At 68.1% G+C, this 15,290-nt stretch carries 12 protein-coding genes; 10 read left to right on the top strand and 2 right to left on the bottom strand.

Going from position 1 to position 15,290, the window contains the following annotated elements:
• Positions 1-207 precede the first annotated feature (207 nt).
• Positions 208-1,254, top strand: coding sequence for a phenylalanine--tRNA ligase subunit alpha (pheS, locus tag ABVF28_RS01560; protein ID WP_179557572.1), 1,047 nt, complete (start codon positions 208-210; stop codon positions 1,252-1,254).
• 2 nt (positions 1,255-1,256) lie between these two features.
• Positions 1,257-3,824 carry a phenylalanine--tRNA ligase subunit beta gene (gene pheT / locus ABVF28_RS01555; protein WP_371029250.1) on the top strand — a complete coding sequence of 856 codons (2,568 nt, stop codon included), beginning with the start codon at positions 1,257-1,259 and terminating at the stop codon, positions 3,822-3,824.
• Positions 3,825-3,914: 90 nt separating this feature from the next.
• On the opposite strand, the gene sufU is transcribed toward pheT, so the two are convergent.
• Positions 3,915-4,370 carry a Fe-S cluster assembly sulfur transfer protein SufU gene (gene sufU / locus ABVF28_RS01550; RefSeq protein ID WP_179557574.1) on the bottom strand — a complete coding sequence of 152 codons (456 nt, stop codon included), beginning with the start codon at positions 4,368-4,370 and terminating at the stop codon, positions 3,915-3,917.
• The gene (locus ABVF28_RS01545; protein WP_371029407.1) at positions 4,367-5,638 is read right to left on the bottom strand and encodes a SufS family cysteine desulfurase; all 1,272 of its coding nucleotides are present in this window, start codon (positions 5,636-5,638) and stop codon (positions 4,367-4,369) included. The genes sufU and ABVF28_RS01545 overlap by 4 nt, the downstream gene beginning before the upstream one ends.
• Before the next feature lie 243 nt (positions 5,639-5,881).
• Between ABVF28_RS01545 and argC the strand changes: the two genes are divergently transcribed.
• The 8 genes from argC to tyrS all read left to right on the top strand — a co-directional run bounded on the left by argC (position 5,882) and on the right by tyrS (position 14,730).
• Positions 5,882-6,931: an N-acetyl-gamma-glutamyl-phosphate reductase gene (argC, locus tag ABVF28_RS01540; protein ID WP_104311535.1), complete on the top strand. Its 1,050-nt coding sequence runs from the start codon at positions 5,882-5,884 to the stop codon at positions 6,929-6,931.
• Positions 6,928-8,091 (top strand): bifunctional glutamate N-acetyltransferase/amino-acid acetyltransferase ArgJ, encoded by a 1,164-nt coding sequence (gene argJ / locus ABVF28_RS01535; RefSeq protein ID WP_104311536.1) that lies wholly within the window; start codon positions 6,928-6,930, stop codon positions 8,089-8,091. Before argC ends, argJ begins: the two co-directional genes overlap by 4 nt.
• Positions 8,092-8,180: 89 nt before the next feature.
• Complete coding sequence (gene argB, locus ABVF28_RS01530) at positions 8,181-9,071, top strand: acetylglutamate kinase (protein ID WP_371029249.1); 891 nt, start codon at positions 8,181-8,183, stop codon at positions 9,069-9,071.
• A gap of 55 nt (positions 9,072-9,126) precedes the next feature.
• Complete coding sequence (argF, locus tag ABVF28_RS01525; protein ID WP_371029248.1) at positions 9,127-10,056, top strand: ornithine carbamoyltransferase; 930 nt, start codon at positions 9,127-9,129, stop codon at positions 10,054-10,056.
• Positions 10,057-10,111: 55 nt separating this feature from the next.
• Positions 10,112-11,311 (top strand): argininosuccinate synthase, encoded by a 1,200-nt coding sequence (locus ABVF28_RS01520; protein ID WP_104311539.1) that lies wholly within the window; start codon positions 10,112-10,114, stop codon positions 11,309-11,311.
• 2 nt (positions 11,312-11,313) lie between these two features.
• On the top strand, positions 11,314-12,747 hold the full coding sequence (gene argH / locus ABVF28_RS01515) for an argininosuccinate lyase (protein ID WP_211891556.1): 1,434 nt from the start codon (positions 11,314-11,316) through the stop codon (positions 12,745-12,747).
• Positions 12,748-12,755: 8 nt separating this feature from the next.
• On the top strand, positions 12,756-13,397 hold the full coding sequence (locus tag ABVF28_RS01510; RefSeq protein WP_371029247.1) for a DNA-3-methyladenine glycosylase: 642 nt from the start codon (positions 12,756-12,758) through the stop codon (positions 13,395-13,397).
• 28 nt (positions 13,398-13,425) lie between these two features.
• The gene (gene tyrS / locus ABVF28_RS01505) at positions 13,426-14,730 is read left to right on the top strand and encodes a tyrosine--tRNA ligase (protein WP_371029246.1); all 1,305 of its coding nucleotides are present in this window, start codon (positions 13,426-13,428) and stop codon (positions 14,728-14,730) included.
• Positions 14,731-15,290: the final 560 nt, after the last annotated feature.

Raw genomic sequence — 15,290 nt, 5'->3', positions numbered from 1 at the left:
CCTGATTGGTGCACGTCGGCCACAATTTCGGTGCTCATGGATACACCTGGACCCTGGAAGATCGCCGGATTCACGCGGATCCTGATCGAGGAACGGGACGAAGCCGCGTTCTCCCGGAGGCCCCGACACGCCTCGTCTCACAGCGTGAGAAAAGCGGATCCATGGTTCTGGAGCCGTTGTCCACTGCGTTCGCTAAACTCGACGCTTGTGTCTGACGCCTCATCGAACCCCATCACGCAGGAAGCCGTCGGCTCCGCGGTCGACGCGGCACTCGCCGCCATCGCCGCGGCGCCCGACCTGACCGCACTCAAGCGCGTGCGCGCCGAGCACCTGGCGGAGGGTTCGGCGATCGCGTCGCTGAACGCCGCCATGCGCTCCGTCCCTAAGGAGAGCAAGAAGGAAGCCGGTCAGCTCATCGGGCAGGCCCGCAGCCGGGTCAACGAGTCCTTCGCCGCTCGCGAGCGGGAGCTGGCCGAAGCTGAGGCCGCCGCGCGTCTCGCTGCGGAGACCGTCGACGTCACGCTCGCGCGACCCGCTCGCGGAACGGGAGCCCGGCATCCGCTCACTGTGCTGCAGGACCGGGTGAGCGACATCTTCGTCGGCATGGGCTGGGAGATCGCGGAAGGGCCGGAGCTCGAGAGCGAGTGGTTCAACTTCGACTCGCTCAACTTCGACGCCGACCACCCGGCCCGAGCCATGCAGGACACCTTCTTCGTCGAGCCCGCCGACCGGCACCTCGTGCTGCGCACCCACACGTCGCCCGTTCAGATGCGCTCCCTCATCGAGCGCGGCGTGCCCCTCTATGTGCTTGCACCGGGTCGCACGTACCGCACCGATGAGCTCGACGCGACGCACACGCCCGTCTTCACGCAGTTCGAGGGCATCGCGATCGACAAGGGCCTCACGATGGCTCACCTTCGCGGCACGCTCGAGCACTTCGCGACGTCGATGTTCGGCGACGAGGCCCGCATCCGTCTGCGCAACAACTACTTCCCCTTCACGGAGCCGAGTGCCGAGATGGACATCTGGCACCCGGGAGCCAAGGGCGGCCCGCGCTGGATCGAGTGGGGCGGATGCGGCATGGTGCACCCCAACGTGCTGCTGGCGGCCGGTGTCGACCCAGAGGAGTACCAGGGCTTCGCGTTCGGCATGGGCGTCGAGCGCACCCTCATGTTCCGCAACGCGCTCACCGACATGCGAGACATGGTCGAGGGCGATGTCCGCTTCAGCACTCAGTTCGGAATGGTGATCTAGTCATGCGCGCTCCACTCTCCTGGCTCCGCGAGTACGCGGAGATCCCCGCCTCGGTGTCCCCGGCATCGGTGCTCGATGCCTTCGTTCGTGTCGGGCTCGAGGACGAAGCCGTGCACGGCACGCAGCTGCAGGGCCCCATCGTCGTGGGTGAGGTGCTCTCGTCCGAGCCCGAGCCGCAGTCGAACGGGAAGACCATCAACTGGTGCCAGGTGCGTGTTGCGCCTGAGGGTCAGCTCGCGGCCGATGGCGGTGCGGATGTGCGCGGCATCGTCTGCGGCGCGCATAACTTCGGCGTGGGCGACTCGGTGGTCGTCACGCTTCCCGGCGCCGTCCTTCCGGGCGATTTCGCCATCGCGGCCCGGAAGACGTACGGGCATGTGTCCGACGGCATGATCGCGTCCCAGCGTGAGCTCGGCATGGGCGACGACCACGAGGGCATCATCGTGCTGTCCAGGCTCGGCGTCAGCGCGACCCCGGGCACCGATGCCATCGAGCTGCTCGGCCTCACCGAGCAGGCCGTCGAGGTCAACGTCACCCCCGATCGCGGCTACGCGATGTCGATCCGCGGCCTCGTCCGGGAGTACTCGAACGCGACCGGCGTCGCCTTCAGCGATCCCGCGCTGCGACCGCAGCTCGAGGCGATCCTGGCCGAAGCCGTCGCCGCTGACGCGCAGGATGTGCGCGTCCCGGTCTCGGTCGACGATGACGCCTCCGTGCGGGACCAGCCGATGGCCCCCGTGTTCGTCGGCCTCGTCGTCGAGGGCATCGACGCCACTCGGCCGACGCCGACCTGGATGGCCCAGCGACTTCGCCTCGCGGGCATCCGTCCGCTCGGCATCGCCATCGACATCACCAACTACGTCATGCTCGAGCTGGGGCAGCCCATCCACGGCTACGACCTGGACAAGCTGCGCGGCGGCATCCGGGTGCGGCGTGCGGCGGAGGGGGAGCAGCTCACGACCCTCGACGGCAAGGAGCGCACGCTGAGCGCCGAGGACATCCTCATCACCGACGATCGGGGACCGATCGGTCTGGCCGGGGTCATGGGCGGCGAGGAGACCGAGCTCAGCACCGAGACTCGCAACGTGTTCATCGAGGCCGCGTCGTTCTCACCGATCTCCATCGCGCGCACCGCGCGCAGGCACAAGCTGCCGAGCGAGGCCTCGCGTCGCTTCGAGCGTCGCGTCGATCCCCGCGTCGCGCAGCCGGCCGCGGCACGCGTCGCGGACCTGCTGGTCGAGCATGCTGGCGGACGTGTGGTTCGTGCGGGAAGCGTTCACGAGCAGATCCCCACCCCCGAGTCGCTGATCCTCCCGGTTGATGCCGCGTCTCGAATCATGGGCGTCGACTACTCGCTCGACGAGACGATCGGTGCGCTGCGTGCCGTGGGCTGCGAGGTCTGGGAGGAAGCGGAGGGGCTCCTCGGGGTCACCGTTCCGAGCTGGCGCGGCGATCTCACCGAGCCGGTCACGCTCGTCGAGGAGATCGGGCGCCTGTGCGACTTCGAGCGCATCCCGTCCCGCCTCCCCGTCGCCCCTCCCGGGCGAGGGCTGACCCGCGAGCAGCGCCTGCGTCGGGCTGCGGCGGATGTCCTGGCGGCGTCCGGCGCCGTCGAGGTGCAGAGCTACCCGTTCGTCGCCGAGGCGGACACGGTCACGTTCGGCCGACCTGATGCTGGCGAGGTGGCGGCGGTCAAGCTCGCCAACCCGCTCGACCCGCGTGCGGCTTGGCTCCGGACGAGCCTCCTGCCGGGACTTCTCACCATCGCGCACCGGAACGTGTCCCGTGGCCTCACGGACCTGGCGATCTTCGAGACGGGCACCGTCTTCAAGCCGGAGTCCGGGGTCGTGTACGGCGTCGACGAGGTGCCGTCGGTCGCCGTTCGACCGACTCCCGAGCGCATCGCGGAGCTCGAGGCCGGCCTGCCGCCACAACCGCGGCATGCTGCCGGCATCGTGCTCGGACAGCGCGAGCCCAAGCGCCCCGGCCACGCCCCGACCGCCGCGTCCTGGGAAGACGCACTCGAGCTGGTCGCACAGCTCGGCCTCGCGACCGGCGCGGACATCCAGGTGAGGCAGGGGACACACCGCGCCTTCCACCCCGGCCGCTGCGCGGAGCTGTTCCTGAGCTTCGGCATCGACGAGATCGTCGTCGGCTTCGCGGGCGAGGTGCACCCCGACATCGCTGAGGGGGCCGACCTGCCACGCGTCGTCGCCGCGTTCGAAGTCGACCTCGACGCGGTCATCGACCTGGCACGACGCGAGGTGCTGCCAGAGCCCATCTCCACCTTCCCGGCAGCCACGCAGGACCTGAGCCTCGTCGTGGACGCCACCGTTCCCGCCGCCGCCGTGTCGGCGGCTGTGACCGAAGGTGCCGGTGCGCTGCTCGAGCAGCTCACCATCGTCGACGACTACCGCGGTGCGGGGCTCGAGGACGGGCAGAAGAGCCTGACGTTCGCGCTTCGCTTCCGTGCGACCGACCGCACGCTGACGGCCGCCGAGGCGAGCGAAGCCAAGGAGTCGGGCGCGACGCTGGCGGCGGAGCGCTTCGGCGCGACCATGCGCGCCTGACGGACGCACGAGCTCCAGACGGAAATCGCCCGGCCCCGATGGGGCCGGGCGATGCCATTCCGCATGGGGCGGCGCTTCGTGCTGACGGAGTCAGTGCTCGCGGGCGACCGACGCCTCCTTGAGACTCGCCTCGAGGGCGACCCAGGAGAGCATGGCGCACTTGACGCGCATGACGAACTTCGAGACGCCCTGGAACGCGACCGCGTCCTCGAGCAGGTCCTCGTCGGGCTCCGAGCCGTCGCGGGTCCGGAGCATGAGGCGGAACGCGGCGACGAGCTCCTCGATCTCGGCGGTGGTCTTGCCGACGGCGAGCTCGCTGAGCACCGACGCGGAAGCCATGGAGATGCTGCATCCGTCGCCCTGCCATGCGAGCTCCGAGAGACCGGTGCCGGCTTCGTCGAGCTTCACGCGCACGGTGATCTCGTCACCGCAGCTGGGGTTGCGTTCGAAGTGCTCGGCCTCGGCGTCAGCGAGGGGACCATCTCCCGACCGCTTCTTCGAATGCTCGAGGATGAGCTGCTGATAGAGGCCGTCGAGCGCGCTCACGCGTGCACTCCGAACCAGGCGCGGATCTGCCCGACCGCGAAGACGAAGCGGTCGACGTCTTCCCGAGTCGTGTAGAGGTAGCTGCTGGCGCGTGTGGACGCCGTGAGCCCGAGCCTCCGGTGGAGGGGCTGTGCGCAGTGGTGGCCGCCGCGAACCGCGATGCCCTTCGAGTCGAGGAACTGGGTCACGTCATGCGAATGGACGCCCTCGACCTCGAAGCTGACGAGGCCCGCGCGGGGCACGCCGGCTGGCTCGCCGATGATGCGCACGCCTGGAACACCGGAGAGGCCGGCGAGCAGGAGCTGGCCCATCTCGGCCTCGTGGGACGCGACCGCATCCATGCCGACCGACTCGAGGTAGCGCACGGCCTCGGCGAGCGCGACGACCTGGGAGACCGGCTGCGTGCCGGCTTCGAAGCGCGTCGGGGGAGCCATGAAGTCGCTGGCCTCCATGGTGACGGTCGAGATCATCGACCCGCCTGTGCGGGCGGGCGGCAGCGCGTCGAGCATCTCGGCGCGCCCGTAGAGGACGCCGACGCCGTTGGGGCCGAGCATCTTGTGCCCGGAGAACGCGGCGAAGTCGACGCCGATCGCCGGGAAGTTCACTGGCAGGTGCGGCACCGACTGGCAGGCGTCGAGGACGACGATCGCACCCGCGTCGTGCGCGAGCTCGGTCAGGCGCTTCGCATCCGCGACCAGGCCGGTCACGTTGGAGACGTGCGCGAAGGCGAAGACCTTGGTCCGCGAGGAGATGAGGGCGGCCGCATCCTCGACGCTCCAGGTCCCACGATCGTTGACCGGCACGTAGACGAGTGTCGCGCCGGTGTCCAGCGCCAGCTCCTGCCACGGCACCAGGTTGGCGTGGTGCTCGGCCTCGGTGATGAGGATCTCGTCGCCCTCGCCGATCGCCAGGCGTGTTGCCCGTGGTCCGCCGCGGCCCGCGCTGGCGATGCGGATGCCACCGGTCACGAGGTTGATGGCGTCGGTCGCGTTCAGCGTCCAGGAGATCTGCTCCGGGGCGGCGCCGACGAAGGCGGCGACAGTCTCGCGAGCATCTTCGAAGGCGACCGTCGAGAGGGCCGCGAGCGTGTGCGCCCCGCGATGGACGGCCGCGTTCTCGTGCTCGAGGAAACGCCGCTCGACCTCGAGAACCTGAGTCGGCCGCTGTGACGTCGCGCCGGAGTCGAGATACACGAGCGGCTCGCCGTTCACCTCCTGGTCGAGGATCGGGAAGTCTCGTCGCAACTGGTTCGCCCGTGTGTCGCTCAGCGCCTGGACCGCGGTCGGTGCCCCGTCGGCGCTCGTGGTGGAAGCTGCGTCTTCGGTGTTCAGTGTCACGTCGTCCTCTCATCGGCATCGCGCCGCCGACGCGTGAACGTCGAGGCCTCAGCCTGTCAAGCCTACGAGTGGAACGCGCGTGGCGCGCTCGACATTCCCGCAGGGGACGCCCCAGGAGGTGCCCGCGGGCCCACCCGACCGTGGGTGGGGGTGGCACGGCCTAGGATGAACGGCATGGCTTTCTCCGTTGCAGTAGCTGGGGCGAGCGGGTACGCAGGTGGCGAACTCCTGCGCATTCTCGCCTCGCACCCCGAACTCGAGGTCCGCACCGTCACCGCGCACGCGAATGCGGGTGAGCGACTGCTGCGCGTGCATCCGCACCTCGCGAGCTACGCCGACCTGGTGCTCGAGCCGACGACCGCGGATGTGCTCAGAGGGCACGACGTCGTGTTCCTGGCGCTGCCCCACGGAGCATCCGGGGCGATCTCAGCGGAGCTGGGGGAGGAGACGCTGGTCATCGACTGCGGAGCCGACCACCGCCTCGAGCGCGAGGAGGACTGGGCCGAGTACTACGGCGGCGACTTCTTCGGCACCTGGGCCTACGGTCTGCCCGAGCTCGAGCTCTCAGGGGCCGAGACCAAGCAGCGCGCGAACCTCAAGGGAGTCTCACGAGTCGCCGTCCCAGGCTGCAACGTCACGGCGATCACGCTCGCGCTCGCCCCGGCGCTCCACCGCGGGCTCGTGCAGCCGTCCGACCTCACCGCCGTCCTCGCCGTCGGCCCATCCGGGGCTGGCAAGAAGGCAGCGGTCTCGCTGCTCGGATCGGAGCTCATGGGCTCGGCCAACCCGTACGCCGTGACGGGCGGGCACAGGCACAACCCCGAGGTCAGGCAGAACCTCCGCCGCGCGGGTGGGGCCGAGGTCACGCTTGCGTTCACTCCGGTCCTGGTGCCCATGGCACGCGGCATCCTGGCTACGACGACGGCGCGCCTGTCCGATGGCGTGGATGCGGCCCAGCTGCGCGCCGCCTATGAGGAGTCGTATGGAGCTGAGCGCTTCGTGCAGCTCCTCCCCGATGGGGAGTGGCCGCGGACCGGTGACGTGACCGGCTCGAACCGCGCATCCATCGGCATCGGTGTCGACGAGCGAGCGGGCAGGGTCGTCGCGGTCGCCGCGATCGACAACCTCGGCAAGGGCACCGCGGGCGCCGCGGTGCAGTCAGCGAACATCGCCCTGGGACTCGAGGAGTCGCTTGGCCTTCCCCTGGACGGAGTGGCACCGTGAGCGTGACCGCAGCAGCAGGCTTCCGTGCGGCAGGTGTCGCCGCCGGCATCAAGTCGGAGGGGCGACGTGACGTCGCCCTCGTCGTCAACGACGGTCCGAGCGCGGCCTGCGCCGCGGTTTTCACCAGCAACCGATGCAAGGCCAACCCCATCCTGTGGTCGCAGGAGGCCATCAGGGGCGGTTCCATCTCCGCCATCGTCCTGAACTCCGGCGGCGCGAACTGCTACACGGGCTCCTTCGGATTCCAGACCACGCACCAGACTGCGGAGGCTGTGGCCGCGAAGCTCGGCATCGGAGCTGGCGACGTGCTGGTCTGCTCGACCGGGCTCATCGGCGTCGGCGACCAGAGCTTCCGCGACGGCGTCCTGCGCGGCGTCGAGCTCACGGCCGAGTCGCTTTCCGACACCGCAGAAGCGGGCGATGAGGCGTCGCTTGCCATCATGACCACCGATTCGAAGCCCAAGCGCTCTGTGCGCCAGGGCGAGGGGTACGTCGTCGGAGCCATGGCGAAGGGTGCGGGGATGCTCGCGCCCGGGCTCGCGACCATGCTCGTCGTCATCACGACCGACGCCGACCTCGAGTCCGTGGCGCTCGACCGAGCGTTGCGGGCTGCGACGCGGGTGACCTTCGACCGTGTCGACTCGGACGGCTGCATGTCGACCAACGACCAGGTCACGCTTATGGCATCGGGCGCGAGCGGCGTCACGCCAGATGAGGCGGCCTTCACGGCGGTGCTCACCGACGTGTGCGCCGACCTCGCACGTCAGCTGCAGCAGGATGCCGAGGGCGCGAGCCACGACGTGACGATCACGACGATCGGAGCCGCGACCGAGGAGGACGCGCTCGACGCATCACGGGCCGTCGCTCGGTCGAACCTCTTCAAGGCGGCCATCTTCGGCAATGACCCGAACTGGGGTCGCGTGCTCGCGGCGGTCGGCACGACGGACGCGGAGTTCGACCCGCAGGCGCTGGACGTCACGATCAACGGAGTCATGGTCTGCCGCGCTGGCACTCCGCACGAGCCCGCAGAGCTCGTCGACCTCACCCCGCGCGACACGAGCGTCCTGATCGACCTGCATGCGGGCGTCAGCGAGGCGACCATCCTCACCAACGACTTGACGCACGACTACGTGCACGAGAACAGCGCGTACTCGTCCTGACGAGCCACGCGAGTCGAGATGAGGAGCGGCAGCCGCCGAGCGGTTGCCGGACCAGCCCGACGGTTTCTGACCGGCCCGAAAGGGGCAGCATGACCACTCCTGACCTGTACGAGAAGGCGACCTCCAAGGTCGAGACGCTCATCGAGGCGCTGCCGTGGATGCAGGAGTTCTCGGGTCGTGTCCTCGTGATCAAGTTCGGCGGAAACGCCATGGTCGACACCGAGCTGTTCGAGGCGTTCGCATCTGACATCGCGTTCCTGCGCTACGCGGGCATCAAGCCCGTGATCGTGCACGGCGGCGGCCCGCACATCTCTCGCATGCTCGGCAGGCTGCGCATCGAGAGCGAGTTCAAGGACGGCTACCGCGTCACCAGTGAGGAGGCCATGGAGGTCGTCCGCATGGTGCTCGGGGGCCAGGTAGCGCGTGAGCTCGTGGCGGCGATCAATGAGCGCGCTCCGATCGCGGTGGCGACCAGCGGAGAAGATGCCGGCCTGTTCCAGGCGAGGCGGAAGAAGCTCCTCGTCGACGGCGAGACCGTCGATCTCGGCCTCGTCGGTGAGATCGAGAGCGTCGACCCGACGGTGGTCAAGGCCGACATCGCGGCCGGCCGCATCCCCGTCGTCTCGTCGATCGCGAGCGACATCGACACGCCCCGAAAGGCGCTCAACATCAACGCTGACCGAGCCGCGTCGGCGCTGGCGCAGGCGCTCGGCGCGGCCAAGCTCATCATGCTCACCGATGTCGCGGGCCTGTACCGGGATTGGCCGGATGTCGACTCGCTCGTCTCCGAGATCAAGCTCGAAGAGCTGCGTACCCTGCTTCCGACGCTGTCGGCCGGCATGATCCCGAAGGTGCAGGCGTGCATCGAAGCCGTCGAGGGCGGTGTCGACCAGGCCGCGATCATCGACGGCCGGGTGCCCCATTCGATGCTGCTCGAGATCTTCACCTCCGAGGGCTTCGGCACCAAGGTCTCCGCCTGATGCGCGTACGCCCGTCGTTCTGACACCTCTCCGTCACCCACTGAAAGGCAACACTGTGATTCGCCACTTCCTCCGCGACGACGATCTGACACCCGCCGAGCAGCGCGAGGTGCTCGAGCTCGCCGCGGTGCTCAAGCGCGATCGTTTCTCCGCGCGTCCGCTCGAGGGCCCTCGCAGCGTCGCCGTGATCTTCGACAAGACCTCGACGCGCACGCGAGTCTCGTTCCACGTCGGGATCTCGGAGCTCGGCGGCTCGCCCCTCATCATCTCGACGGCGTCCAGCCAGCTCGGTGGCAAGGAGACGGCGTCGGACACGGCTCGCGTCCTCGAGCGCCAGGTCGCCGCCATCGTCTGGCGCACCTACGCGCAGAGCGGCCTCGAGGAGATGGCGCACGGCGCGCTCGTTCCGGTCGTGAACGCCCTCAGTGACGACTTCCACCCGTGCCAGCTGCTCGCTGATCTGCTCACGGTCAACGAGCACCTCGGTGACCCTGCGGGGCGCGCGCTCGTCTTCCTCGGCGACGGTGAGAGCAACATGGGTCACTCCTACCTCCTCGCCTGCGCGACGGCGGGGATGCACGTCCGCATCGCTGCGCCCGTCGGCTACCAGCCGCGCGCCGACGTCGTGGCCGACGCCGAGCGCATCGCCGCGGAGACCGGCGGCTCCGTCGTCGTCGGCGACGACGTCGACGCCCTCGTCGCAGGCGCGAACGTCGTCGTCACCGATACGTGGGTATCGATGGGACGCGAAGACGAGAAGCAGACCCGCATCGACGCGCTCAGCGCCTACCGCGTCACCGAGGAGACCATGGGGAACGCGGCTGAAGGCGCGATCTTCCTGCACTGCCTCCCCGCCGATCGTGGCTACGAGGTTGACGCTGCCGTCATCGACGGTCCGCAGTCGGTCATCTGGGACGAGGCGGAGAACCGCCTCCATGCCCAGAAGGCACTCCTCGTCTGGCTGCTCGCCAAAGCCGCGGCCTGACCCGCGCATCCACCGCACATAGACTGAACACAAGACTCAAACGCTAGGAGCATTGATGACGGAACGCGTCGTTCTCGCATACTCCGGAGGTCTCGATACCTCCGTCGGCATCGGTTGGCTGAAGGATGCCACCGGCAAGGACGTGGTCGCACTCGCGATCGACGTCGGACAGGCCGGTGAGGACATGGAGAAGGTGCGACAGCGAGCGCTTGACTGCGGCGCTGTCGAGTCCGTGGTCGTCGACGCTCGCGAGGAGTTCGCGAGCGACTACATCGTGCCTGCGCTCAAGGCGAACGCGCTCTACCAAAAGCGCTACCCCCTGGTCTCGGCGCTCTCTCGCCCGCTCATCGCGAAGCACCTGGCGAAGACCGCCCGCGAGCTCGGTGCCGACTCGATCGCGCACGGCTGCACGGGCAAGGGCAACGACCAGGTTCGCTTCGAGGCTGCCGTCGCGGCCGTGGCCCCGGAGCTCACATCGATCGCGCCGGTGCGCGACCTCGCGCTCACACGTGACAAGGCCATCGTGTATGCGCAGGAGCACAACCTGCCGATCGAGCAGTCGAAGAAGAGCCCGTACTCGATCGACCAGAACGTCTGGGGTCGCGCGGTGGAGACCGGCTTCCTCGAGGACCCCTGGAACCCGCCGATCGAAGACCTCTACACCTACACGAAGAGCCCGGACGAGACTCGCGAGCCCACCGAGGTGACGGTCACGTTCGAGCAGGGCGTCCCGGTCAAGATCAACGGCGAGGCGCTCTCGCCCATCCAGGTCGTCGAGCTCATGAACACGCTCGCCGGTGACCAGGGTGTCGGTCGCATCGACGTCGTCGAGGACCGTCTCGTCGGCATCAAGAGCCGCGAGATCTACGAGTCCCCGGCCGGCCTGGCCCTCATCGAGGCGCACGAGCACCTCGAGGACCTGACGCTCGAGCGCGATGTCGCACGCTTCAAGCGCGGCATCGAGGCCGAGTGGTCGAACCTGGTCTACGACGGACTCTGGTTCTCGGGCCTCAAGCGCTCGCTCGATGCGTTCATCAACCACACGCAGGAGCACGTCTCCGGCGAGGTGCGCATGACGCTGCACGGCGGCCGCGCCGTCGTCACGGGCCGTCGTTCGGAGGAGTCGCTCTACGACTACAGCCTCGCGACCTACGACACCGGCGACACGTTCGACCAGTCGCACGCCAAGGGCTTCATCGAGCTCTGGAGCCTGCCGTCCAAGATCTCCGCGCGCCGCGACAAGCCGGAACTCTGAGCATGGTCGCATCCGAGGGCGGACCGAAGTCCGGGGGAGTGACCACGCAGGGCGCGCTCTGGGGCGGTCGCTTCAGCGACGGGCCGTCCCCGGAGCTCGCGCGGCTGTCGAAGTCCACCCACTTCGACTGGCAGCTCGCCACGTACGACATCGCCGGGTCGCGGGCGCACGCTGGTGCGCTCGCGGCCGCGGGCTACCTCGATGAGGCTGAGCTCGCTGGCATGCTCGACGCGCTCACCGAGCTCGAGCGACGTGTCGTCGCTGCCGAGTTCGTGGCGGCGGAGAGCGATGAAGATGTGCACGGCGCTCTCGAGCGCGGGCTCATCGAGATCGCGGGTCCGGAGCTGGGCGGCAAGCTGCGCGCGGGTCGCAGCCGCAACGACCAGATCGCGACCTTCGTGCGCATGTATCTGCGCGATCACAGTGCGACCATCGCGGAGCAGCTCGAGACGCTCGTCGACGTGCTCGCGCAGCAGGCCGAGCTCAACATCCAGGTCATCATGCCTGGCCGGACGCACCTGCAGCACGCCCAGCCGGTGCTGCTCTCGCACCACCTCCTCGCCCACGCGTGGCCGCTCGTTCGCAATCTCGATCGTCTGCGCGATTTCGGTCGGCGACTCGACGAGTCGCCGTATGGCGCGGGCGCCCTGGCCGGATCGACGCTCGGGCTCGACGCCGTGCGTGTTGCGCGCGAGCTCGGGTTCGCGTCCTCCTCGCCGAATTCGATCGACGCGACGGCGAGCCGCGACCTGGTCGCGGAGTTCGCCTTCATCGCGGCGCAGATCGGCATCGACCTGTCGCGTCTCTCCGAGGAGATCATCCTCTGGAACACGAAGGAGTTCGGCTTCGTCACGCTGCATGACGCCTACTCGACGGGGTCGAGCATCATGCCGCAGAAGAAGAACCCGGACATCGCCGAGCTCGCTCGCGGCAAGGCAGGGCGTCTCATCGGCAACCTGACCGGCCTGCTGGCGACGCTCAAGGCGCTCCCGCTCGCGTACAACCGCGACCTGCAGGAGGACAAGGAGCCCATCTTCGACTCCGTCGAGACGCTCGAGCTCGTGCTGCCCGCCTTCACGGGAATGGTGGCGACGCTCACGTTCCACGGTGAGCGGATGCGTGAGCTCGCGCCGCAGGGCTTCTCGCTCGCGACGGACGTCGCAGAGTGGCTCGTGAAGCGCCAGGTCCCATTCCGGGTGGCCCACGAGGTATCCGGGTCCATGGTCCAGGCTGCAGAATCCAGGGGAGTCGACCTCGACGGGTTGAGCGACGACGAGATCTCGGCGGTGTCCGAGCATCTCTCACCTGAGGTACGCGAGGTCCTGTCGGTCGACGGCTCCGTCGCGACCCGAGACGGACGGGGCGGCACGGCTCCCGTCCGTGTGACCGAGCAGATCGCAGAACTCCGCGAGCGACTGGCGTCGCTCAGGTCCTAGGCTCCCAAGTGCACCAGGACCTCCACGGGGCCCTTCGCGAAGGACCGCTCCCCGCAGCAGACGCGCTGCTGGGGGCGGTCCTTTCGCGTACCTCGCCCGAGGGCACCGTGTCCATCCGCCTCACCGAGGTCGAGGCCTACGCGGGATCGGATGACCCGGGGTCGCACGGCTTCCGGGGTCGAACGGCGAGGAACTCGACGATGTTCGGCCCCGCCGGGCACCTGTACGCGTACCGCATCTACGGCATCCACACCTGCCTCAACGTTGTGGCGGGGGAGGCCGGGATCTCATCCGCAGTCCTTCTGCGAGCCGGGGAGGTCGTCGACGGGGTCGAGCTGGCGAGGGCTCGGCGCAGCGAGGGCCGCCGTTCGGCTGCTCCGCTGCGCGACCATGAGCTGGCCCGCGGACCGGGAAACCTGGTCACGGCGCTCGGCGCGATGATCGGCGATGACGGCGCCCGCTTCGACGCCGACCCCTTCGCGCTTGAGCCGCCTGCGCCGAACGCGCGGCGTGCTGTCGTGCGCGGGCTTCGCGTCGGGGTTGGCGCCCCGGGTGGTGCGCATCCGTTCGACTGGCGCCTCTGGCTCGACGGCGAGGCGTCCGTCTCCCGCTACATCGCGCACAGGTCACTCCGCGCGGGGCGGCACTGAGTTGTCAACTGCTTGATACGGTTGCGCGGTGACTACGCGTGATCTGACGACCCAGCACAACGACGCCACCTTCGAGCACGTCATCGACGAACTCGAGTGGCGCGGGTTCATCCACGTCTCGACCGATCTGGCCGAGCTCAAGGAGCGGATGAACGAGGGGCCGATCACGTACTACTGCGGGTTCGATCCGACCGCTCCGAGCCTGCACCTCGGCCACCTGGTGCAGCTGATCCTCCTCCGTCGCCTGCAGCTCGCCGGCCACAAGCCGCTTGGACTCGTCGGCGGTTCGACCGGTCTCATCGGCGATCCGCGCCCCACTGCGGAGCGCACGCTCAACTCCCGAGAGACCGTCGCCGAATGGGTCGAGGGCCTCCGCGGGCAGATCGATGGCTACCTGTCGTTCGAGGGTGACAACGCGGCGCGCATGGTGAACAACCTGGATTGGACGGCGCCGCTCTCGGCGATCGACTTCCTGCGTGAGATCGGCAAGCACTTCCGTGTCGGTTCGATGCTCAAGAAGGATGCCGTCTCGGCCCGGCTCAACTCCGAGGCGGGTATCTCGTACACGGAGTTCAGCTACCAGATCCTGCAGGCGATCGATTTCCTCGAGCTGCATCGCAACTACGGCTGCGTTCTGCAGACGGGTGGCAGCGACCAGTGGGGCAACCTGACCTCCGGTGTCGATCTGATCCGCCGCACGGAAGGCGCAAGCGTCCATGCGCTCGGGACGCCCCTCATCACCAACGCGGATGGGACGAAGTTCGGCAAGAGCGAGGGCAATGCGATCTGGATCGACGCCGAGCTCACGAGTCCGTACGCGTTCTACCAGTTCTGGCTCAACACCGACGACGCCGATGTCATCGCGCGCATCAAGATCTTCACGTTCCTCACTCGTGCCGAGATCGCCGAGCTCGAGACCCTTGTCGAGACCGAGCCCTTCAAGCGAGTCGCGCAGAAGACGCTCGCCTCGAAGGTGACTTCGCTGGTGCACGGTGAGGCAGCGACCGAAGCGGTCATCGCAGCTTCCGCGGCGCTCTTCGGGCAGGGCGAGCTCTCCGAGCTCGATGGCCAGACGATGCGCTCGGCGATCCTCGAACTTCCGAACGCAGAGATCGTGGATGGTGCGCCGGTCGCGCAGGCCCTTGTCGACACCGGACTCGCGAAGAGTCTCGGTGAGGCCCGCCGTGCGATCTCGCAGGGTGGGGTCTCGCTCAACAACGAGCGAGTGACCGATGAGTCCACCGTCGTGAGTGAATCGGCCGCGCTTGCCGGCGGAGTAGCTGTGCTGCGTCGGGGCAAGAAGACGCTCGCAGGCCTGGTATTCCGGGCCTGACGGCTCGTCCGGCTGTCACCGACACGCCCGGGATGTGCGTCGAGTTGTGCGCCGGGCTGGCCCTGCGTAATGTAATCACTCGTCAGGCCGACGGAGCGAAACGCGAGAGCGGGTCGCACGGGCCGGACAGTTCTGAAAGAAAGATCAGCATCTGCCACTTGTTCTTGCAAGTTGGAGCAACATGATCTACACTCGGAACTCCTGCCTCACCGGGTAGCGAGATCAACGGCCTCTGGTTCTTCCAGGTGGTTGTGCGGAGGATGAGCTTCATGCTCACGGTCCGTGGTTCTTGTCCGGGGTTCGCAGTGCAAGCGATTGCTCCTTAGAGATGGCCGTGAGGTCTGAAGAGGGAAGCGCTCGATTCTTGAGAACTCAACAGCGTGCACTATGTCAAATGCCAATTTGATCCCGTGCCTCTTCTTTTTGGAGGGGTAAGGATTCCTTTTGGAAACATATTTGGACAATACAAGTCAGTACTGAGCCTTCGGGTTTGGTGTTGTTTTGTTTTTTGTCAGTTTCAAACTTGTCATCGCACTTCGGTGTGGTGGCGTGATGTTTAT

Origin of the sequence: Pseudoclavibacter sp. JSM 162008, from assembly GCF_041366455.1 — a bacterium.
Classification (GTDB): Bacteria; Actinomycetota; Actinomycetes; order Actinomycetales; family Microbacteriaceae; genus Pseudoclavibacter.
This window is presented reverse-complemented; position numbering and strand designations above follow the sequence as displayed.

What these genes read in the sequence shown, in the direction of transcription:
- ABVF28_RS01520 (WP_104311539.1), top strand. Translation starts at nt 10,112, where the DNA reads ATGACGGAACGCGTCGTTCTCGCATACTCCGGAGGTCTCGATACCTCC.
- pheT (WP_371029250.1), top strand. Translation starts at nt 1,257, where the DNA reads ATGCGCGCTCCACTCTCCTGGCTCCGCGAGTACGCGGAGATCCCCGCC.
- argC (WP_104311535.1), top strand. Translation starts at nt 5,882, where the DNA reads ATGGCTTTCTCCGTTGCAGTAGCTGGGGCGAGCGGGTACGCAGGTGGC.
- argH (WP_211891556.1), top strand. Translation starts at nt 11,314, where the DNA reads ATGGTCGCATCCGAGGGCGGACCGAAGTCCGGGGGAGTGACCACGCAG.
- argB (WP_371029249.1), top strand. Translation starts at nt 8,181, where the DNA reads ATGACCACTCCTGACCTGTACGAGAAGGCGACCTCCAAGGTCGAGACG.